The organism is Aquirufa antheringensis (assembly GCF_023921165.1).
GTDB classification, from domain to species: domain Bacteria; phylum Bacteroidota; class Bacteroidia; order Cytophagales; family Spirosomataceae; genus Aquirufa; species Aquirufa antheringensis.
The window spans coordinates 2,409,382-2,432,343 of sequence record NZ_CP049835.1 but is presented as its reverse complement, the minus strand read 5'-3'; the positions used below and the strand labels follow the sequence as shown (position 1 = coordinate 2,432,343).

Here is a 22,962-nt window from a genome sequence, read left to right as displayed (position 1 = left end):
TTGCGTTAGTCTTTTAGGGCGTTATACAGGATTTCTGCCGTGTGGAGTCCAGTTTGTTCGATACCATCTTTGATTTGGTGTCTACAAGAAGTTCCGTTGCTAGCAATAATACTTTTGATGGGTTTATTTAAGAGACGCGGAAATAAAACCAGATTCGCGATTTGTTGAGAAATTTTATAGTGTTTTTTCTCATAGCCAAAAGATCCTGCCATTCCGCAGCATCCCGTCGGTAGTAATTCTACTTCGTATTGAGATGGAATGGTTAATGCGATTCGGGTAGATGTCAATCCGGCTATTGATTTTTGGTGGCAATGGCCGTGTAGGAGGATTTTTTGCTGTTTCCCGTGGAAGGAATCAGAAGTTATTTTTCCTGCCTTAAATTCGCGTGCAATGAATTCATCAAGTAACAAACAATTCGGTTTTAATTGTTCCGCTTGTTCGCGTTTTTCAGCATCCACTAGAGAAGGAATTTCGTCTCTAAATGTTAATATGGCACTTGGTTCAATACCTAAAAGAGGATGTTCGTAGGAAATTAGACTACCTAATTGATCCACATTTGAATTAGCAAGCGCTTTGGCCTCAATTAACATTCCTTTGGAAATAAAACTTCTACCGGTGACAATTCCTTTCGGAATTTGAACCCCGTAACCTAATTGATTTAATAATTTAACGGTCTTTTGACCTAAAGGAACCTCATTGTGATTAGTGAATTCATCTGCTAATAGGTAGACAAATCCATTTTCATAGGCATCTTGTGGGTTTTTCTGAGCATAACGCTCAAACCATTTTTCCAAGCTGGTAAATTGTACCGTTGGTAGACTTCGTTCGATGGAGAATCCCATCGCTAGTTTTACTAAGCTAGACGTCAATGGGAATTCAACCATAAAATTATATAAGGGAGCTACATAACTAGCATAGCGTTGCAGGGTAGGGAAGTGTCCGATTAATTTCGTGCGTAAGGGCACTCCATTTTTCAAATACGATTGTTGCAAGGTCTCAGCCTTCAATTTCCCCATGTCGACGCCGGAAGGGCATTCGGTCTGGCAGCCTTTACAAGATAAACATAAGTCCAAAATCTCGTGCAAAGCCGGGTTGCTAAATGTTTCCTCCTTAGGTGAACTCAATAATTGTCTGAGCATATTCGCCCTTGCCCGGGTGGAATCTTTTTCTTGCAAACTGGCCATATAACTAGGGCACATCGTGCCGCCACTTAAGGCTGTTTTCTTGCAATCTCCAGAACCAGAGCATTTTTCAGCGAGACCTAAGGGGTTTTTCCAAACTCCATAATCAAAGAAATAAGTCGGTTCAGCTGCTTTTTTATCCGTAAAACGGAAGGCGGTATCCATAGGAGGACTAGCCGTTATTTTACCTGGATTGAAGATATTTTGAGGATCAAATACATGCTTGATCTCTTTGAAAAGACTATATACTTCTTTGCCCATTAAGGCGGGAATGAATTCGCCGCGCAAACGACCATCCCCGTGTTCTCCGCTCAAAGACCCGTTGTATTTCTTCAGTATTTCAACCGTTTCTGTTAATAAATTTCGGAAAATGGCGACACCTTCTGGACTCTTTAAGTTGATAAAGGGCTCAATATGCAATTCTCCTGCTCCTGCGTGCGCATAATAGGCCGCATTCGTATCGTACTTCGAGAGTAATGCTTGTATTTCTGCTACATAAGCAGGTAAATCCAATGGATCAACTGCGCAGTCTTCAATTAGATTAACGGGTTGTGTATCTCCCTCAAGATTTCGGATTAATCCTAGGCCAGCTTTTCGGATGTCCCAACCTTTGGCAATCTCCTGACCAAATAAAGTGGGATAAGCATAACCTAAATTTTGCGACTTCAATTGCTTAATGAACGCTGAAACCTGATCTTCTAAGGTAGCTCGATCTGTTGAACGGAATTCCACCATCAAAATGGCGGCAGGATTTCCTTCCATAAAATCGCGGTCTTTTTCGAAATTCGGATGACCTTCCGTAAACGAAAGGATGTAATCATCCACTAATTCTGAGGCAAGTATCGGATGCTTTAGGGCCTCAATATTGACTTGCAGAGATTCTTGCAAGCTTTGGCAATGAATACAAACAAGCGCCACTTCTGGTTCAGGAAGATCCAATAAATTCAATTTCATTGCGTGAACAACCGCCAATGTCCCCTCTGATCCCGCCATTAATTTGGAGAGATTGAATGGTTCACCATCCGGATTAAAAGGCTGCATTTCCAATAAGGCATCTAAAGCATAGCCCGTATTTCTACGTTTGATGGACTTTTTGGGAAACTTCTCTTGAATTAACGTTTGAATCTCCGGGTTATTAAGCATCCGATGAATCTCGCGATAAATCTTGCCTTCTAAATTTTGTAGGGTAGTCTTGTGGTAGAATTCCTCTCTTGTTAAGGGATGCGTGTGAATTTCTGTACCATCGGATAAAAAGGCACGTGTTTCCAAAATATGATCACGTACTGACCCCCAAACAATACTATGCAATCCGCAACTATTATTTCCGAGCATCCCACCTAGGAGCGCGCGATTTGCTGTCGATGTTTCTGGACCAAAAAACAAATCAGCTGTCGCCAAATGTTTGTTTAAATCATCTCTGACTATTCCCGGTTCTATCCAAACCGTTTTCTCTTTTCGGTTTAGTGATATGACTTTACCTAAAGCAGAAGAGATTTCCATTACGATACCTTCACCTACCACCTGGCCTGCTAATGAAGTCCCAGCACCTCTCGGTATTAAGCCGGTCTTGGCTTGACTAGCAAATTGAATCAGGCGTTTGATGTCTTTAACAGTGGATGGAATGGCCACTGCCGCTGGTTTTACTTGGTAAACGGAGGCATCAGTCGCATAGATACGTTTGGCTATTTGCGAGGTTTGGCTCTCGTCAAAAAACAATTGACCCTCAAAATGGTCTTTCAACAAACGTACTTCGTAATTGCTCCAGCTCATAATTCCAAAAGGAAAAGTGAAATTACAAAATCCAATCTTACCTTCATATTGCCATTCAAAGTTTATACGCTCTGTTCATAAAAAGGAAGCGTATTTCTAGTGATTAATTTTCTAAATTTGAATTCTAGCAACACTCTATGAAGTTTTTAATCCAAGTTTACGAAAGTTTGATCTTTGCCTACCAGGCTTTGAGATCCAATATTTTAAGAACAACTCTTTCGCTGTTAGGTGTAAGCGTTGGAATTTTTGCCATTGTAGCGGTTTTTACTGCGGTGGATTCCCTCAATAAGAATATAAGGTCTGAAATTGATTCCTTTGCAGGTTCTGGCGTTTTGTACGTGGGTAAATGGCCATGGATAATGCAGAATAACTATCCTTGGTGGAAATATTTGAATCGCCCAGAGATGAAATACACCGAGTTTCAATTTCTGAAAGATAATTTGAAGTCAGCTAAAGCCATCGCGATCATTGATAACGGACGTTCGGCATCTGCTACTCGAGGTAGCTCAAGTATGGATGTGAATATGACGGGGGCGAGTTATGATTACAATCAAATAACGAGTGTGCCCGTACAATATGGTCGTTATTTTTTACCTATTGAGTCAGAGAATGCATTGAATGTGGTGATTATTGGGGCTAAAGTTTCAGAAAACTTGCAAGCTACGGTAGGAGATCAAATCAAGCTAAATGGAATTAAATTTCAAATCATTGGAATTATTGAAAAGAAAGGGACTGATTTGTTGAGTTTTGGTGGAACGCCTGATGAAAAAGTATTTATTCCTTATTCTACTTTTTCTGCTGTTTTTCAGAAAGATAAACCTGCACCTGACATCGCGATTAAGGCGATGGATGACGATTTAGGTCAGGAAAATTTAGAAGGGGAGGTTACTGGGTTAATGCGTTCTTTGCGATCAATTAAGCCTAAACAAGAGAGCAATTTTGCCGTGAATCGACTAGACGGTTTGAATCAATTCTTTGATGGAATCTTCGCGGCTTTAAATGTCGCAGGTGCGTTAATTGCTGGATTCTCCTTACTTGTAGGTGGTTTTGGTATTGCCAATATTATGTTCGTTTCTGTAAAAGAACGCACCAATATTATAGGTATTCAAAAATCGCTGGGCGCGAAAAATTATTTCATACTTTTCCAATTTCTTTTTGAGGCTGTGTTCTTGAGTTTGATTGGAGGATTAGTCGGAATAGGTCTAGTCGTCTTACTCACCTTGATTCCGCAAGATGCTTTGCCACTGGTACTATCCATGAAGAATATAGTGACAGGATTATTTATCTCTAGCTTTATCGGAATTCTATCGGGAATTATCCCGGCTTGGGTAGCTGCTAAGATGGATCCAGTAATTGCAATTCGATCGAAATAGATTACGGACTACTGACCACTGATTACTGACCACTGGTTACTGACTACTGGTTACTGACCACTGACTACTGTCCACTGCTTACTGTCTCCCACAAAAAAAGCCTCCCCTAAACAAATAGGAGAGGCTTTTTTAGTATTGAGTAATTACAGAGACAAGGTATCTAATACCGAGTTCATATTGCGAACGGCATCAGCTGATTTATTGAAAGCAGCTTGCTCGTCTTCTGTTAATTTGTAGTCTACGATTTTCTCCCAACCATTCTTGCCTAAAACGACAGGAACGCCTAAGCAGATATCTTTTTGGCCATATTCTCCATCAAGAGATACGCAACATGCCATGATTTTCTTCTCATCACGAACGATTGCTTCAACTAAAGCAGCTCCAGCAGCACCTGGTGCATACCAAGCAGAAGTTCCTAATAAGCCTGTTAATGTAGCTCCACCTACCATCGTATCAGCCACTACTTTATCTAAAGTCGTGTCATCTAAGAATTGAGAAACTGGAACACCGTTATAAGTTGCTAAACGCTTTAATGGAATCATCGTTGTATCTCCGTGACCACCGATAACTGTACCAGAGATATCGTTGATTGATACATCCATTGCTTTTGCTAAATAGCATTTGAAACGAGCTGAGTCTAAGGTACCACCCATACCGATGATGCGGTGCTTATCTAATCCAGCTACAGATTTAGCTAAATAGGTCATCGTATCCATCGGGTTAGAGATGATCACGATAATTGGGTTTTTCGAATATTTTAAGATGTTTTCAACGACACTTTTAACGATACCAGCGTTAACTCCGATTAACTCTTCACGAGTCATACCTGGTTTACGTGGAAGACCAGATGTAATCACTACAACATCGGAATTAGCTGTCTTTGTGTAATCGTTAGTAGAACCGATTAACGATGTATCAAAACCTAACAAGCTAGCTGTTTGATACATATCTAATGTTTTACCTTCTGCGATACCTTCTTTGATATCTAATAAAACTAATTCATCTGCCAATTCTTTTCTGGCAATGTTGTCAGCACAAGTTGCTCCTACAGCACCTGCTCCTACTACTGTGATTTTCATTGTTATAATTTTTGGTAAGAATGATTCAAAAAACGATACAAAAATACGACAAATCCTTAAATGATTTCATTATATTTAAGCATTAATCGAAATTATTATGTCACAATCAGGGACTTGGGTAAAGCGCATTGTGGACTCCCGTTTTTTTAAGGAAGCAATGGAAAAGAGTGAGCTCCTTTTTTCTCAAAATAAAATGGGTTTACTGACTTTATTGAAGGGCGCATTAAAAAAGGTACAAGAAACGGCAGCTAGCAGTAATTTGACTGTTGTTAAATTGTTAAATCGCTATATCATTTTATTTAGTGAATTAATGAAGGCCTACGTGCAAGGTTCTTATACTAAGTTGCCTGCAATGACGTTAGTTAAAATCACGGCTGCTTTGCTTTACTTTGTGATGCCTATTGATGTTATTCCAGACTTCCTTCCGTTAGTCGGATTTGCAGATGATTTAGCGATTGTCGTTTGGGTAGGAAAAGCGATTAAAGAGGAGCTGGATGCGTTTGAAAAACATCTTTAAATACACGAATAATTAACCTTTTTTAAATATATTTACGAAAATTTAGACAAAACTAGATATGATGACTGCAAGCATATTATTATTTTTAAATAGCCTAGGCGGTGGCGAAATGCTATTGATTGGTTTATTGATTTTATTGTTTTTTGGTGGAAAAAAACTTCCAGAATTAATGAAAGGCCTTGGAAAAGGTATTCGCGAGTTTCAAAATGCGAAAAATGATGTAAAAGATCAGATCAATAAAGAGTTAGACGATACGAAAGAATAAGTCTCTCCAGTACTTACTATCTGCATAGTTGAAGAAATTCAACTATGCTTTTGTGTTTCTATAGATTCCCTTTTTTAATGAGTAATTCCAATCAACCCTATGCGAAAATTAGGGAGAAATTGTTAGCGGGTGAGCTTTCTGTTTCTTCTATCGTCGCAGGTCATTTAAATCAAATTCATACGCACAACAAGGCTTTAAATGCTTTTTTGGAGGTATATGAAGAGGAAGCAATTGAAAAAGCTGCGCTAATTGATGCTAAAATAAAAGCTGGAACCGCCGGCAAATTAGCCGGATTAGTGGTGGGTATTAAAGACTTACTTTGTTACGAAGGGCATCATTCCTACGCAGGTAGTAAGATTTTGGATTCTTTTAAATCCACTTTTTCCGCAACGGCTGTTCAGCGATTGATCGACGAAGATGCGATTATCATTGGACGCCAAAATTGCGATGAGTTTGGGATGGGAAGTACGAATGAAAATTCAGCTTTTGGTCCTGTAGTAAATTTCGTTAATCAAGCACACGTTGCAGGTGGTAGTTCTGGCGGCTCTGCAGTAGCTGTTCAGGCAGGTATGTGTCAAGTTTCTTTAGGAACGGATACTGGTGGATCGATTCGAATGCCGGCAGCTTTTTGTGGCGTAATAGGCTTGAAACCTACCTATGGTTTAGTTTCTCGCTGGGGTTTAATCGCTTATGCCTCTTCATTTGACACGATTGGGCCTATTGCAAACTATGTTTCAGATGCGCGATTGGTTTTAGATACGATTAAGGGACAGGATGGTCAAGATAGTACCTTAAGTTCTACCATTCCTGCTGCTAAGTCTGACAATAAACGTATCGCTTATATCAAAGAAGTGGTAGAGCATCCCAGTCTTCAGCCGGAAATTAAAGAGGCATTTGTCCTACAAGTGGATAAGTTAAAAAAGTTAGGATATGTAGTTGAAGGGGTAGATTTTTCATATATCGATCAGTTATTGCCCACGTATTATGTGTTGACGACGGCTGAATCGAGTTCGAATTTATCTCGATTTGATGGGGTGAAGTTTGGACATAGAACATCTAATCCGTTGGATTTGATGCAGTTATACAAGCGAACGCGTCAAGAGGGTTTTGGAGCGGAAGTGCAACGTCGTATTATGCTTGGCACTTTCGTTTTAAGCGCAGATTATTATGATGCTTATTATACTAAAGCCCAAAAAGTACGTCGTTTAATTCAAGACAGGACCCTTGCCATTTTAGCGGAATACGATTTTATCATCTCTCCTACAACTTCCTCTACGGCTTACCGACTAGGAGAAAAAACACTTGATCCTATTCAGATGTATTTAGGTGATTTATTTACAGTACAGGCCAATGTGGCAGGTATTCCGGGACTGTCCATTCCGATGGGAACAGATTCTGCTGGCTTACCGATGGGCTTCCAATTAATGACAAGTCCTTTCCAAGAGGCTAAAATGTTAGAGTTAGGTGAAATATTAAGCCATGATGTGGAATAAATTTGTATTTCTTTCCTGTTTATTCACTTCCGTTCTAAGCTTTGGTCAAGTCACGGGGTCCTATCAACCTGCCTATGATTTAAAGCAGATCGATTCTTTAGCCAAAGTTGAGCAAGGTGGACCTCCTGCCTTTAGTATCGACCCAGGTTTGATTCAAGATCGCTTGAAAAAGTTAGAGAATCAGATTCCGCTGCATTATAATATCCTTACGCATCAGTTTGTAGAGATTTTTGCGTTTAGGAAGGCGAGTTTCACGCAACGGATGTTAGAGCGCAAGGATATTTACTTCCCATTGTATGAGAAGTACTTACAGAAATATGGTTTGCCGGATGAATTAAAATACTTGTCTTTAATTGAATCTGGTTTAGAGAATAAAGCGATTTCAAATAAAGGAGCCGGAGGACTTTGGCAATTTATGCCTTACACGGCACGAGGTGATTTTGGCATGCGAGTGGATCAATACATCGATGAGCGATTCGATGCGGAAAGAGCAACGGAGGCCGCTTGTCAGTATTTGAAACGACTGCATAAGACTTTTGGGGATTGGCATTTAGCGCTTGCAGCCTATAATACGGGTCCATCTAATGTGAAAAGAGCCATGCGTCGTTGCGGTGGGTCGAATGATTTTTGGGGCATTTATGCTTGTTTACCCGCTCAAACTCGGGCTTATGTTCCTCAATTTATTGCGATGACCTATATGATGAATTACCATTGGGATCATTCCATTCAACCAGAAAACTGGGTAATTGATATTCCGAAGGATAGTATTTTAGTGAGTGGTTATTTGAATTTAAACACCCTGACTCAGTTAACAGGGTTTTCTTTAGATACGCTCAAGCAATTAAATCCGCATATTATAGCGCATTTTTTGCCTAAGAATTCGAGTAAAGTTAAAGTTCACATTCCCAAGAGTCGTTTTGCGTACTTTGAACAGAATAGAACGCGTATTTTGGATTCTGCGCGGGTGGATTTAAAAGCGCCTGATTCAGCCGAGATTGATACGAGTGAGCGAGAAGAACCTATGCCGGTTGCCCAGCGTCATACGTACCGTGTAAAAAGAGGGGAGACCTTATCTCGTGTAGCTCGCAAATTAGGGGTGAGTGTGTCCGAATTAAAACGGGTGAATCGTATCAGAGGGACTAAATTGCAGAAAGGACAAACACTAGTCTATTTTAAATTAGCCAAAGCCTCTACGAAGTGGAGCAAGCAAAAAACGTTCAAGAAGCGCAAATATACTTCTCGTAAAAAGAAAAAGACTACATCTAAAAAACGCCGTAAACGCAGGTAATTATGATAGCTTATTTAAAAGGTAAATTAGCACACAAAGATCGTGCACACGTAATTATTGATGTGAATGGGGTAGGCTATGAGGTTAAAATCTCCTTGCAGACTTATGCGGCTTTAGCAGATGGGGAAGAGTCATGTAAGCTTTATACGCACTTACAGGTGAAGGAAGACTCGCATACCTTGGTAGGTTTTCATTCTATGGATGAAAAGCTCTTGTTTTTGGATTTAATTTCGGTTTCGGGAATTGGGTTAAGTACGGCTTTGGTGATGTTATCGTCATTCTCTTCCAATGAAATTCGTTCGGCTATTATGAATGAAAATATTGCCTTAATTCAATCGATTAAAGGAATTGGTTCTAAATCTGCTCAGCGAGTGATTTTGGAATTAAAAGATAAATGTAAAAAAGATACCTTATTTGTGGAAGCAGGAATGGCTTCTCATGATGCGAATTTTGGTCATAAGCAAGAGGCCTTAGCGGCCTTGGTTACCTTAGGTATTCCTCGGACTGCCGCTGAGAAGAGTTTGGATAGTATCTTGAAATCAAATCCAGATGCAAGCGTTGAGAATTTAATCAAATTAGCCTTGCGATAAGTGTATTCGTTCGAAAAACATAGATATTCCTATTGGTTGCCCCTTTTTCTTGGGCTTGGAATGGTTTTGTCTTTTTCGAATTTTGCCCAAATCGATTCGCTGGCTAAATCGGGTAAGAAACCCCGTTTAACGTTAAAGAAACCGATTAAAAGCTCAGGGAAGTCTCCTTTCTCCATCTATTCTAAAAAGCCTAATTCATCCTACACATTTGAGTCTGATCCTAAATTAGTCATTCAAAAGGATGCGACGGGTACTACGCAAATCAGCGATTTCAAGACGTTTAATCAAATTCAAAATCAAGAGGTCAATCGGAGTTTTTGGAGATCCTACTCTAAAAGTTTAGATGGTTCGAGTAATCTGAAATCCCGGGGACTTTTCCCTAAAATTGAATTGCCGCCTGCTATTGATCGAATTTTTGGTGGAACTGAGGTATCGTTTAAGCCGAATGGTTCTCTTTTGCTGGATGTAGGGTATATGGGTCAATTTGTAGATAATCCAGCAATTCCGGTTCAATTGCGTTATGTGGGTAATCTCTATTTTAACGAACAAGCCCAGATTAATTTTCAGGGAAAAATAGGCGATAAGTTAAACTTGAATGTCAACTTTGACACGAAGGCGAGTTTTAATTTTCAGAATCAATTAAAGTTAAATTGGAAGACGCAGGAGGAGGATATTCTCCAAAATATCGAAGTAGGAAACACTTCCTGGACTTTGAATTCACAATTAATTCCGGGCATTCAGAATTTGTTTGGGGTGAAAACCTTATTGCGTTTTGGGGCTTTAGATATGACCGTGGTGGCTGCTCAGCAACGCTCAAAACAGGATTGTATCACTTTAAAAGGAGGTTCTCAAGGAAAGAATTTTGAGGTCCGTGTGGATCAATACGATGAGAATAGACATTTTTTCTTGTCTTCTTATTTTCGAAACAATTACGAAAGGGCCTTGAAAAACCTACCCGTAATTTCGAGCGGAATTACAGTGACGAGGGTAGAAGTATATGTCACGAATCGAACACAGAGTACGGAAACGCTCCGTAATTTAGTTTCGCTATTTGATCTAGGTGAAGCAAGTCCATACAATAACACAAATCCGGTATTCCAGCCGATCAATCCCACAAGTCCAGTGGATAATAAGGCGAATGGGATGTATGCGAAGCTTTTGGCAGATCCTAATCTACGGAAATCAAATGAGGCAACCGAGCAATTAGAGACTACCTATAATCTAAAGCGGGGAACTGATTTTGATGTGCTGAAAGGTGCAAAACGTTTAACAGATCGCGAATTTAAGTTCAATCCACAACTGGGTTACATCTCCTTGGTAGCTCCTTTACGTAACGATGAGGTCTTAGCTGTTTCTTACGAATACACTTTAAATGGACGTAAATACAAGGTAGGGGAGTTAACGGAGGATTACCAGGCACGTCAAGATGATGAGGTTTTGATTCTTAAAATGCTGAAATCTAGCACGATACGTAATAATTTGAATTCGAATAGTACCGGTAAACCGCACCCAATGTGGGACTTGATGATGAAGAATATCTATTCTTTGAATACATCAGCCCTCACAAAGCAGAATTTTCAACTACGCATTGTGTACAAGGATGATGCGACGGGGATCGATAATAGTAACCTAATTGAGGGAACAAATTTTAAAGATATTCCACTCGTTAAGGTTTTAGGCCTAGATAAATTGAATTTTGCAGGCGATCCTCAGCCAGATGGTAATTTTGATTATATCGAGGATATTACAGTGGACTCTAAAGCCGGTAAGATTATTTTCCCTGTTCTGGAACCTTTTGGGGTTAATTTACGTGCGAAGTTTACCTCCGCAGAATCCAATTTAGTGGATAAATACGTATACGATAAGTTATACACTGGAACGCAGACAGATGCAGCGCAAATATCCACGAAGAATAAGTTTTTCATTAAAGGAACCTTTCAATCTGGTGCTGGGGGTGATATTGCTTTGCCTTTTGGGGTGGAAGCTAAGTCTGTGACCGTTACGGCGGGTGGACAATCCCTTGCCGCAGGAACGGATTACCTTGTAGAGCCGCAATCAGGGCGCGTTAAAATAATTAATGAAGGGGTATTTTCTTCTGGTAGGGAGATTAAAGTGTGTTATGAGAAGCCTGATCTTTTTTCGAATCAAATTCGGACACTTTTAGGTACCCGATTGGATTATAATTTGGGTAAGAATGTCCATTTAGGGGCTACTATCCAAAATATGTCCGAAAGTCCGCCCGCTTTTTTCCGTCGTGTCGCCATGGGGAATGAACCGGTGAACAATACGTTGTTAGGCTTCGATGCTACCATACTTCAGAATTCACAAGGTATTACGCGTTTCTTAGACAAGCTACCTTTGATTTCTACGAAAGAAACTTCGGTGATTGATTTCCAAGGAGAGTTTGCGAAGCTCATTCCGAATGTGAATGATCGTGTGCAAGGGAATGCCTTTATTGACGACTTCGAAGCTGCTCGGGTTATTTACAATTTAAGTTCTCAGGCAAACCTGTGGAAGTCTGCGGCAACCCCTAAGTCCTATGTGTTAACAGGAAATAAATTAGCTGCCGGTTTCAATCGGGCTAAAATTGCTGCCTATACAGTAGATGCGAGTATTTATGGACAGGGAGGCTTCGCCTTGGATGTACCCGGCTTAGATCCTTTGAAAGTGAATGCTTATGCCTATGAGCGGGTTGTAACACCTAAAGGGCTATTTCCGAATAAAGATTTCGCAAACAACATTACCAATTTACCCATAGGAGTTTTAGATGTCGCTTATTTCCCTTCAGAGCGCGGTTTGTATAATTTTAATCCAAACTTAACTTCGAATGGTTTACTGCCAACACCTGCCTCTAATTTTGGAGCGATTACGCGCGCAATTAGTTCAGATACCGACTTTGATAATGCGAATGTGGAGCAAATTGAGTTTTGGCTAATGGATCCATTTATAGGAGGTGAGTCTGGGAAAGTTCGAGATGGAGTATTTAATAAAAACAATGAGACGGGAGGTAAATTAGTTTTCCACTTAGGGGATGTGTCAGAGGATTTTATTCCTGATGGATATTCCAATTTTGAGAATGGTATACCAGCTGGGGATAAAATTACGAACGGTACTGGAAAGAATGTGGAGACGACCGATTGGGGATTAGCACCGTCTCGTCAGTTTGTGATAAATGCATTTGATAATTCTGCAGGAAGAGAAAAGCAAGATATTGGTTTAGATGGTTTGCCTAATACGTCTGATGATGCAACCGCTGTAACGGAGACAACACATTTTAAAGCGTATCTGGATCAAGTTAAGGGGAGAGTGACGGATGTCTTGGCTTTGGCCAAAATCCAAAATGACCCAGCCGCAGATGATTTCGATTATTACTTGAATCAAAAATTCAATGGTACGGAATCGTTGATTCAGCGGTACAAAAATTACTTAGGGATGGAAAATAATAGCCCAACGACGGCTAATCCATCCAATACGAATTTCACCGAGGCCAATAGCATGCTTCCGGACCGAGAGGATTTGAATAATGACAATACGGTCAATGAAAATGAGGCTTATTTCGAGTATGAGGTGGATTTGAAGCCTAGTAGTTTACAAATTGGTAGCGGATTTGTCGTGGACAAAATCACAGAAGGTGGTGTGAATTGGTACCTCTTCCGAATACCGATTAAGGATAAACGGAATTATAAAACACCGGCTGGGGAGATTAACTCGTTTAAATCGATTCGTTTTATGCGGATGGTTTTGAAAGAATTCCAGGAGCCTGTCGTGTTGCGCTTTGCCCAATTACAGCTTTCTGGCTATAGTTACCGCAAGTTTGTGGGGGATTTAGATAAACGAAGTGGTCAGGATTTGCCGGAACCATACGATGCTAAATTTCGTGTTTCAAGTGTGAATATAGAAGAGAATGGTCCTGCTAATAAAGGGGAGAGCGCTATACCTTATGTGGTTCCACCAGGATTTGTACGAGATCAGGATATTACGACGATTAACAATGCGCGTCTGAACGAGCAATCGATGAGTTTATGTGTCGATAATTTGAGGCCTAATGACGCAAGAGCCGTATTTAAAAATACCTTATTTGATTTCATCAACTACAAACGCTTGAAGATGTTTGTATCGATGCAGAGCCCAGATGCGATTAGTGGACAGGTGAGCGCTTTCTTACGAATAGGGACTGATTTGACGGATAATTATTATGAAATTGAGAATACGGGTCTGACTCAGACGCAGAAGGGGCAAAGTTTAGATACGGAAATTTGGCCGATGGAGAATGAGTTCGACATCAAGTTTGATTTAGTGAAGCAAGTGAAGACGGAGCGGGATAAGCAAGGTAAAAGTCTCAATGAGCGTTTTACAATGGTCATTACGAGTTCTACCGGAAAGACCTATAAAATTACGGTGATGGGACGCCCTGATCAGAGTGCTACGATGGTGACGATGATTGGTGTGCGAAACACGAGTAATACGAATAAATCATTCTGTATTTGGGTAAATGAATTGCGAGCGTCTGGATTTGACCAGACTTCAGGTGAAGCTGCTATTGGTAAATTGGGAATCAAGTTAGCCGATTTGGGTACAATCCAAATGAATGGTAGTTTCAAGAATTATGGCTTCGGTGGTGTTCAGACCAAAATATCGGAACGCAGTCGCGAGAATAATCTAGAATATGGTATTACAGCAAATTTGAATTTAGACAAACTCTTACCTAGAAAGTGGGGCTTCAAAATACCATTCTTTATCACGTACGACCGCCGTACTATTTCACCTGAATTTGATCCTTTTGACCCAGATATCTTCTTGCGAAACTCGATACAGAAATTTAATTCTGAAACAAAAAAACGGTCTTATTTAACTTTAGTTGAGGATAATACGGAACGAAAAGGATTCAACTTTTCAAACGTGAAGAAGAATAGAAATCCTCAATCTAAATTTAGTAATCCTTGGGATTTCTCTAATTTTACTTTTAGTTATGCGTACTCAGAGATGGTCCGAACAAGCCCATTAATAGCGGAATATAATCAACTAAGTCACAAAGGAAGTGTTCTTTATGCCTATACAAGTTCATCTCGTTTCTTAGAACCTTTCAAGAAAGCCAATTTTGATTTAATCAAAGATTTCAATTTAAATCTGGTTCCTTCTTCATTGATGGTTCGATTAGATATGGATCGCAGTTTCATTAAGACCCAAATGCGGAATGCAGAATTTACGACGTTAGGTGTGGCCCCTCAATTTGAGAAGTATTGGTTTTTTAATCGTCAATATGCGCTGAATTGGAATTTAACAAAGAGTGTGGTGCTGAATTATACTGCGCAGGTGAATTCGATTATTGATGAGCCAATTGGTGATTTAGATACGCAGGAAAAACGAGATTCGGTGATGATTAGTTTGCGGGCTTTAGGTAGGGCCAAAAGCTTTGATCAACAAGCCGGTATGGTTTGGCGATTGCCTCTACAGAAATCGGTCTTAACCGATTGGATGAACGCAGATTACACGCATCGAATTGGGTATAACTATTACGCAAATTCGTTTGATATCAGGGATTCTTTGGGCTTACCATTTGGCAATATTATTAAGAATAATAGAGAGCAGGCTATTAATGGAAAAATTGACTTTGTGGCTCTTTATAATCGGGTAAAGGCTTTACGTTGGGCAAATAGTCCGCGCTCTTTTGGGAAAAATATTGCGCGCAATCCAGGTGATGAGGAGGATATAGTCATTCCGGCTAAAGGGGCCCTTAAATCGATTACACGGTTATTATTAACGCTTCGTGGTATACAAGTTAATTATGCGATAAATGAGTCTACGACGCTTCCTGGTTTTATGCCCAATCCAGGTATATTAGGTATGAATGCGCTTAATCAGGCTCCTGGTTTTGATTTTATAGCAGGGGGACAGGATGATGGAATTCGATTTAAGGCAGCGCAAAATGGTTGGTTAACGAGAAGTGCCGTTCAAAACACTCCGTTCACTCAACTCCGGACGCAAAAATTAACCTACTCCACTCAATTAGAACCGACAAAAGATTTACGTATTCAGGTGGATGGAAATTATAACAAAGGAGATAATTACCAAGAATTTTTCCGTCCTGAGGTTTCTAACGGGCCTTTTAAGTCGCAAAGTCCAATTCGTTCTGGAAATTATTCGATGTCATTCTTGTCCTTTATGACTGCTTTCTCAAATCCTGAAACGGTTTTCGAAGAGTTTAGGTCAAATCGTTCTATCTTGTTGTCGCGTCTTAATCGCACTAAATCAACCGAGATAGGTACCTACAATCAGAATTCTCAAGATGTATTGATTCCTGCCTTCTTTGCGGCTTATTCTGGTGTTTCCGCTAATACGGTTAAGTATTCCCCTTTTTATGATATCCCTTTACCTAACTGGAAAGTGGATTATAATGGTTTGAATTTATTACCTGGTATTAAGAACAAGTTTGCTTCGTTTACGATTTCCCATATGTATTCAAGTACCTATAATGTAGGGAACTTTGTGTCATCTTTAGAGTATGGACAATTTGCGACGGATTATATGAATTTAACATTGAATAGTCTTTTGTACCCACTTTCGTCTCGATTTGATCCGGTAACCAATACCTTGATTCCGGTTTACGTGATGAGTACGATTTCATTTGTGGAACGTTTTTCTCCCTTGATTGGGGTGAATGCCGTGACGAAGAGTAAAATCTCGTTGCGCCTAGAGTATAACCAAGATCGGAACGTAGGTTTAAATTTAGCAAACTCCCAAATAGCTGAATTAGCTAACAAGGATTTTACGGTTGCAGTGGGCTTTACTAAATCCAATTTATTGATTCCGTTCAAAGTCAATGGACGGTCCGTTCGCTTGCCTAATGACTTACGTTTTAATATGAATTTAACGATTAGAGATACGCGTACTTTACAACGTAAATTAGATGCGGAGACAATCGTTACACAAGGTTTTGTGAATTTTCAATTCCGCCCTCAACTGAGTTATAATGTGAATAATAAGTTAACTGTAACGGCTTATTTCGACAAGATGATGAATAACCCATTGGTTTCTAATTCCTTCTATCGGTCTACTGTGGCAGGAGGTTTTCAAATACGCTATAGTTTAAGTGAATAATCTAAAATCGTTTGCAAAAAATCGAGATTTTAGTGACCTTTGTAAGCAAATAATAATCATATGAATTTTCCAAGCGAATTAAAATATACTCAAGAACACGAGTGGATTAAGGTAGATGGCGATGTAGCTGTCGTAGGTATCACAGACTTCGCTCAAAGTGAGTTAGGAGATATCGTTTTCGTAGAAGTAGAGACCGTAGGTCAAACGATTTCAAAAGATGGTGTTTTTGGAACAGTAGAAGCAGTTAAGACGGTTTCAGATTTGTTCTTACCAGTGGCTGGAGAAATTGTAGAATTCAACACAGCCTTAAATAACAGTCCTGAATTAATTAACTCTGATCCTTATGGTGATGGTTGGGTCGTAAAAATCAAAGCGGCTGACGCTGGTGATTTATCCCAATTGATGGATGTAGAAACATACAAATCCTTTATCGGACATTGATTTTAAAACCCTGTTAATCAGGGTTTTTTTATAAGCCAAAAACAAATGCGGATCTTATTCAAACAGATTTTAATTCAAGATAGCCGTTCTTCCTTTTACGGCAAGAAAGTAGATTTACTCGCTGTAGATGGTCGATGGCATGAAATTGCCCCTTCGATAGAAGCAGAGGCTGATCAAGTTATTGCTGGTTCAGCACTACAATGGTTTCCCTCTGTTGTTGATCTTCGTGTGCACAATACCTTACCAGGGGGGGAACATAAAGAGGATTGGACAAGTTTACAGGCTGCTGCCTGGAAAGGTGGCGTCCTTGATTTTTTATTGTTACCTACGGGAGATCCGGTTCCTCAGCAACCAGAGGCGATTCAATTCATCGCTGGGAAATTAGCGGGTTCGGGTGTATTAGCTTATCCGTCAGCACCGCTTACCTTAGGGAATAAGGCGGAGAATTTTAGTGATTTGATGGATTTGCACCAGTCTGGAGCCCATTGGTTTAGCCATGGCGCTGGATCATTGCAGGATACAGATTTGATGCTGAAGTGTTTACAATACTTACAGCCACTTGCAGCAAGAGTAATATCCCGTCCTGATGTAAAAGGTTTGTCTTTATTTGGCCAAATCCACGAAGGACTTCAAAGTACTTTGTTAGGTTTGAAGGGGATTCCTGTGCTCGCTGAGACGATGCATGTGAAACGCGATCTGGATTTATTGGCCTACGTAATGGAGCATTCTTTTGGATTAGCTCATCCGAATTTTTCCTTACATTTTTCTTGTATTTCTACAGCAGAGTCGGTTAGATTGATTAGCGAGGCCCAGAAGGCAGGATTACCTGTGACAGCTGATGTAGCCATCTATTCGCTGATTTTCACAGAAGACGCGGTATCTGATTTTGATACGTTGAAGAAGGTAAATCCACCCCTTAGGACAGAGGCGGATCGTTTAGCCTTATGGCAAGGTTTAAAAGACGGAACGATTATGGCTGTAGTTTCAGATCACCATCCGGTGGAGGTGGAATATAAAGAGTTAGAATTTGATCAAGCGGCTTTTGGTACTATTGGATTAGAAACAGTGGCTTTAGCCTTTATATCGGAAGCTAAGAAACAGGGATTGACTGCTATAGATACGCACTTATCTCATGCAGGAGCAGCATTCTTGGGTATTCAACTTCCAGTATTGAAAGAAGGCGAGGTACTAAAAGGAATGCTACTTGAAACGAATAGCCATACCTATTGTAGCGCTGACATCGTTTCTAAATCTAAAAATTCAATTTTTATTGGGCATACCATGGAACATAAAATGGTAGGAGTATTTAACGGATTAACTTATTCATATGGTCAATAATTGGTTTGCAGAAATAGGTCGTTTTTTACTACTAGCAGGACTTTTTGTTCTTTTATTAATTGTCTATGGCTTCATTTTTCAGCAATTGGGAATTATTCCTATTGGAGGGAAAAAAGCGCCCACCTATGTATTTCTATTGTTTTTTCAATGGTGGTATGTGACTCGTTTTCCGAGGCGTAACGGAGGAGAAAAGAAGCATTTTTTAGTATATTTTACGCTGCAATATATTTTAATTGTCATTACTGCTTTATTCACTGCCTTCTTTTTGTATTACTTTTTTCAATCTCCTACAGGTATACAGATGCTGGATGCCTACATTCAACAAAGTTTGTTAGAATTGAATTCTTTCAAAGAGGTAATCGTCACTCAAGAAGGTGGAGAGTATTACAATAGGTTACACGCGGGAGTTAAATCGATTGATGCGTATAGCATTGCAAAAGATGATTTTGCCCAAAAGATTGCGCTAGGTTTCTTACCCAATTTATTAATTTCACTTTATTACAAAAAATAACATGGAAAATACGTCTGAGTCAACGGCCTCATCTTCGATTATAGCCTTAAAATATGGCTTTATAAATGGACTACTAAGTTTTCTTTTTTCTACACTCGCTAATGTCATGGGTTGGGCTGAGCAGTTTCAAGAGTCCATGGGTTGGATTTCTGGAGTATGGTCCCTAGTTCTTTCAGTTACCGTATTGTATTTATGTTTACGGGAATATAGAGAGCAGAATGCTGGTTTTATAAGTTATGGTAAAGGTCTTGGATTAGCGACTTTATTAGGTGCCATCAGTGGATTAGTAGCCGGCGGATTTAATTACATTTACATTCAGTTTATTGATAATACGGTTATTCAACGCCAAATGGATATCGCCAGAGAGCGAATGGAAGATCAGGGAATGAGTGCAAGTCAGATTCAAAGTGCAGAGGAGATGACAGCTATGTTTATGAACCCAGGAATGCAGTTTGTGATCGTGGTTATAATGAGCGTAATTTTCAATTTCTTATTAGGTTTGATTGTTTCAGCTGTCGTGAAACGCGAAAAACCTGTTTTTGAATAAGATGTTTACTCTTTTAAAGAAAGACGTGTTGGCTTTTTTTAGCTCTTGGATGGGCTGGGGAACCATCTCGTCTTTTTTTATATTAATGGGTGTTTATGTTTGGGTGATCGATGGGAATGTGCTGGATTATGGATTTGCTGAATTAACTGTATTTTTTGATTTAAGTCCCTGGTTTTTCCTGTTTTTTATTCCTGCGCTCTCTATGAATACTTTTTCTGAAGAGATTGATCGAGGAACATTTCAGTTACTTCGTTCTTTACCAATAACGACTACTCAGATTTTAATGGCTAAATATGGTGCTTTGGCAGTTATCGTCCTTTGTACTCTCTTTCCAAGTGTTATTTTTATTCAAACGATTGCCCTCTTGGGTTTCCCTACCTTCAATTATGATTCTTCTCTTATTATTGGTGGATATGTTGCGCTTCTTCTATTGAATCTGTGTTTTATAGCCATTGGGTTATTGGCATCTAGTCTAAGTAATAAGCAGCCAGTAGCTTTTATCTTGGGATTGGTATTGAATTTTATCTTTTGGCAAGGGTCTCTGGAATTAGGTTTATCCCCTTTTGATTTGTCCACCCATTATCATCGCATGAGTATGGGAGTTCTTAGTTTTAGCGATTTACTCTATTTGGGAGGATTTTTATTGCTTTTCTTGGGGCTTACGCGTGTTAGACTACGCTTCCTTACTTAAATTCTTGAATCGAAATTTTTTCTTGACAAAAATTGATTTCTCTAGCCTCATTAGAGGCTATGATGATCAATTTGTTCCGCTGTTGTTCTAAACGCTCAAAGAACCAATTCTTCGCTTGTTCATCAAAATTAGTCGTAGGTTCATCTAATAATAAAACAGGTCTTTCCGACAAAAGAGCAAAGCCTAATTTTATTTTTTGACGCATACCAGAAGAATAATTCTTGATTAATTTGTATCGACCAGGTTGTAGATCGATGAATCGTTCTAACGTTTCTAATGTAATAGAGGAGGGTAGGTAATTGTTTTTCGAGAGAATCTCGAGGTGTTCTGCTAAGGTATATTCTTCAATCAACTCGACGTAGGGAGCTGCATAGGTAATTTGTGAGTAGACTAAGTCTGGATCCACCCCAGACATTTCTACCGTCCCTGTATTAGGAAGTGTGAATTGGGCCAGTAGTTGAAGCAAGGTGGACTTACCTGATCCATTCGGGCCCGTAATAGCGTAGGAATTTCTGGATTGGAAAGTATAGTTAAATTGACGGATGACAAATTCCTGTCTGAATTTTTTAGAAAGATTTTGAACAAGAATTTCCATCGGTTTTAACCTTTCATAATCCCTCGTTCGGAATTTTTAACAAAATCTACAATTTCATTTCTCTCCGTAGTATTAGGTAATTGTGCTTCAATTTCAGCTAAGGCTGCATTCGTATTTAATCCTTTAAGGTATAAGTATCGATAAGCTTCTTGGATGATACTTATTTGCTCATCTGTGTAATTACGACGACGCAATCCTACTGAATTAATACCAGCGTAAGAAAGTGGTTCTCGACCTGACTTCGTGAAAGGCGGTACATCTTTTCTTACCAATGAACCACCTGAAATCATCACGTGTTGTCCGATGGTAGCGAACTGGTGTATGGCCGTCGATCCTCCGATAATGGCATAATCTCCTACTGTAACGTGTCCAGCCATTTGCACGGCATTCGCTAGAATGCAATTGTCTCCGATAAAGCAATCGTGAGCTACGTGAACATAGGCCATTATAAGACAATTTCTGCCAATGACCGTTTTCATCTTGTCTGAAGTTCCGCGGTTAATCGTCACACATTCCCGAATGGTTGAATTGTCACCGATTTCAGCGGTTGTTGTTTCGCCCCCAAATTTCAAATCTTGTGGAATGGCAGATATAACGGCTCCTGGGAAAATACGCACATTTTTACCAATGCGGGCACCAGGATAAATGGTTACGTTTGAACCAATCCATGTGCCTTCACCTATTTCAACATCTTGATGTATAGAAGTGAATGCATCGATGCTAACATTAGCTCCGATTTTAGCTTTGGAATCAATATGAGTTGATGGATGAATCATATATAAAATCTTACGATTTACGAACTAAACTAGCAGTCATTTCTGCTTCACAAACTACCTGACCAGCTACGTAAGCCTTACCAATCATTTTAGCGATACCTCTGCGAATAGGGGCCTGAAGTTCGCATTTAAAGATGATCGTATCTCCAGGAATAACACTCTTTCTAAAGCGACAGTTTTCAATACCTACTAAGTAAGGCCAATAATTCTCTGGGTCATCCACTGAGCTCAATACAAGGATACCTCCTGTTTGTGCCATCGCTTCTACCTGCATAACTCCTGGCATAACTGGATTGTTTGGAAAGTGACCCATGAAATAGTTTTCATTCATCGTCACATTCTTCACACCCACCACACTATTGTCATCCAAATAAATGATTTTATCAATCATTTGGAATGGGTAGCGGTGCGGTAGAAGTTCGTATACGCGTTCGTGAGTGAAAATAGGAGGTTGTTTCGGATCGTACGTAGGTACTTTGTTCTTCTCTGCGTCTAACATCAATTTCTTGATCTTACGAGCTAATTCTACATTAGAGGCATGACCGGGACGCGATGCTAAAATTTGAGCTTTTATCGGGCGACCCACTAAAGCTAGATCTCCCATTAAATCCAATAACTTATGGCGAGCCATTTCATTATTGAAATGCAAGTTTGTATTGTTTAGAATGCCTGCTTCTTTAGAAACAGAGATCTTAGGTTTACCTAACACTTCTGACAAATGGGCTAATTCCGATTCAGAATAGTCTTTATCTGCAATAACAATAGCATTATTTAGGTCTCCACCTTTAATTAAACCCGCTTTATATAAAACTTCTAATTCGTGCACAAAACAGAAGGTTCTGCACATGGAAAAATCTTTTTCAAATTGAGAAACGTGGCTCAGGTTCGCGTGTTGGCTGGAAAGAAATTTGGAATTATAATCTACCATCACCGCCATTCGGTAGTCGTTTAATGGTAAGGCAGCTAATTCAATTCCGTTTTCTAAGTCTTTATACCTTACTTCTTCTGTTAGTTCAAAGAACTTTCGGTGGGCATCTTGCTCTAAAAGAACAGCCTCTTTTAAGGCCTCTACAAACTTGATAGAACTACCATCCATAATCGGAGGCTCCGGACCATCTAGTTGTATTAATATATTATCTACTTCAAGGCCAACAAGTGCGGCCAAAACGTGTTCTACCGTATTAATACGAGCTCCATTGTGCTCAATAGTCGTACCTCGAGAGGTATCAACGACGTAATCTACATCGGCATCTGCTATAGGTTGACCTGGTAAATCCACACGTTGGAATTTGATCCCATGATTAGCAGGAGCAGGTAAAAAAGTCAGGTTGGCAACTACGCCAGTGTGTAAACCTACACCAGATAGGGTTACAGCTTTGGTAATAGTATGTTGCTTATTGTTCATACGC

Annotated in this window: 17 protein-coding genes; 12 read left to right on the top strand and 5 right to left on the bottom strand. The window is 39.7% G+C overall.

What is annotated here, in order from left to right; translation table 11 throughout:
* Positions 1-5: 5 nt before the first annotated feature.
* Positions 6-2,951: an FAD-binding and (Fe-S)-binding domain-containing protein gene (locus tag G9X63_RS10970; protein WP_252623052.1), complete on the bottom strand. Its 2,946-nt coding sequence runs from the start codon at positions 2,949-2,951 to the stop codon at positions 6-8.
* A gap of 137 nt (positions 2,952-3,088) precedes the next feature.
* Between G9X63_RS10970 and G9X63_RS10965 the strand changes: the two genes are divergently transcribed.
* Positions 3,089-4,324, top strand: a complete 1,236-nt coding sequence (locus tag G9X63_RS10965; protein ID WP_130923247.1) for an ABC transporter permease — start codon at positions 3,089-3,091, stop codon at positions 4,322-4,324.
* A gap of 143 nt (positions 4,325-4,467) precedes the next feature.
* Here G9X63_RS10965 and mdh read toward each other — a convergent pair whose 3' ends face one another.
* Complete coding sequence (gene mdh, locus G9X63_RS10960; protein ID WP_252623050.1) at positions 4,468-5,403, bottom strand: malate dehydrogenase; 936 nt, start codon at positions 5,401-5,403, stop codon at positions 4,468-4,470.
* A gap of 97 nt (positions 5,404-5,500) precedes the next feature.
* Between mdh and G9X63_RS10955 the strand changes: the two genes are divergently transcribed.
* The 11 genes from G9X63_RS10955 (at position 5,501) to G9X63_RS10905 (ending at position 20,182) form a co-directional block, all read left to right on the top strand.
* On the top strand, positions 5,501-5,920 hold the full coding sequence (locus G9X63_RS10955) for a YkvA family protein (RefSeq protein ID WP_130923249.1): 420 nt from the start codon (positions 5,501-5,503) through the stop codon (positions 5,918-5,920).
* A 61-nt stretch (positions 5,921-5,981) separates the two neighbouring features.
* Complete coding sequence (locus tag G9X63_RS10950) at positions 5,982-6,185, top strand: Sec-independent protein translocase subunit TatA/TatB (RefSeq protein WP_130896812.1); 204 nt, start codon at positions 5,982-5,984, stop codon at positions 6,183-6,185.
* Positions 6,186-6,262: 77 nt separating this feature from the next.
* A complete protein-coding gene (gatA, locus tag G9X63_RS10945) occupies positions 6,263-7,678 on the top strand; it encodes an Asp-tRNA(Asn)/Glu-tRNA(Gln) amidotransferase subunit GatA (protein ID WP_252623048.1) in 1,416 nt (471 codons plus the stop codon).
* Entirely contained in the window at positions 7,665-8,966 is a 1,302-nt protein-coding gene (locus G9X63_RS10940) for a lytic transglycosylase domain-containing protein (protein ID WP_252623045.1), read from the top strand. Before gatA ends, G9X63_RS10940 begins: the two co-directional genes overlap by 14 nt.
* Before the next feature lie 2 nt (positions 8,967-8,968).
* Entirely contained in the window at positions 8,969-9,556 is a 588-nt protein-coding gene (gene ruvA, locus G9X63_RS10935) for a Holliday junction branch migration protein RuvA (RefSeq protein WP_130896809.1), read from the top strand.
* A 60-nt stretch (positions 9,557-9,616) separates the two neighbouring features.
* The gene (gene sov, locus G9X63_RS10930; RefSeq protein ID WP_252623043.1) at positions 9,617-16,654 is read left to right on the top strand and encodes a T9SS outer membrane translocon Sov/SprA; all 7,038 of its coding nucleotides are present in this window, start codon (positions 9,617-9,619) and stop codon (positions 16,652-16,654) included.
* A gap of 60 nt (positions 16,655-16,714) precedes the next feature.
* A complete protein-coding gene (gene gcvH, locus G9X63_RS10925) occupies positions 16,715-17,095 on the top strand; it encodes a glycine cleavage system protein GcvH (RefSeq protein ID WP_130896807.1) in 381 nt (126 codons plus the stop codon).
* A 45-nt stretch (positions 17,096-17,140) separates the two neighbouring features.
* Complete coding sequence (locus tag G9X63_RS10920; protein ID WP_252623041.1) at positions 17,141-18,433, top strand: dihydroorotase; 1,293 nt, start codon at positions 17,141-17,143, stop codon at positions 18,431-18,433.
* Positions 18,423-18,944, top strand: coding sequence for a hypothetical protein (locus G9X63_RS10915; protein WP_252623038.1), 522 nt, complete (start codon positions 18,423-18,425; stop codon positions 18,942-18,944). The genes G9X63_RS10920 and G9X63_RS10915 overlap by 11 nt, the downstream gene beginning before the upstream one ends.
* A gap of 1 nt (position 18,945) precedes the next feature.
* Positions 18,946-19,491, top strand: coding sequence for a DUF4199 domain-containing protein (locus G9X63_RS10910; protein WP_130896804.1), 546 nt, complete (start codon positions 18,946-18,948; stop codon positions 19,489-19,491).
* Between the two features lies 1 nt (position 19,492).
* Positions 19,493-20,182, top strand: coding sequence for an ABC transporter permease subunit (locus G9X63_RS10905; protein WP_252624880.1), 690 nt, complete (start codon positions 19,493-19,495; stop codon positions 20,180-20,182).
* On the opposite strand, the gene G9X63_RS10900 is transcribed toward G9X63_RS10905, so the two are convergent.
* From G9X63_RS10900 to G9X63_RS10890, 3 genes are read right to left on the bottom strand one after another with little or no spacing between them, the layout of a single operon-like run.
* Positions 20,175-20,777: an ABC transporter ATP-binding protein gene (locus tag G9X63_RS10900; protein WP_252623035.1), complete on the bottom strand. Its 603-nt coding sequence runs from the start codon at positions 20,775-20,777 to the stop codon at positions 20,175-20,177. The two genes, G9X63_RS10905 and G9X63_RS10900, sit on opposite strands and share 8 nt — an antisense overlap.
* Before the next feature lie 5 nt (positions 20,778-20,782).
* Positions 20,783-21,553 (bottom strand): acyl-ACP--UDP-N-acetylglucosamine O-acyltransferase, encoded by a 771-nt coding sequence (gene lpxA, locus G9X63_RS10895; RefSeq protein ID WP_252623033.1) that lies wholly within the window; start codon positions 21,551-21,553, stop codon positions 20,783-20,785.
* A 10-nt stretch (positions 21,554-21,563) separates the two neighbouring features.
* On the bottom strand, positions 21,564-22,958 hold the full coding sequence (locus G9X63_RS10890) for a bifunctional UDP-3-O-[3-hydroxymyristoyl] N-acetylglucosamine deacetylase/3-hydroxyacyl-ACP dehydratase (RefSeq protein ID WP_130923258.1): 1,395 nt from the start codon (positions 22,956-22,958) through the stop codon (positions 21,564-21,566).
* Between the last annotated feature and the right edge of the window lie 4 nt (positions 22,959-22,962).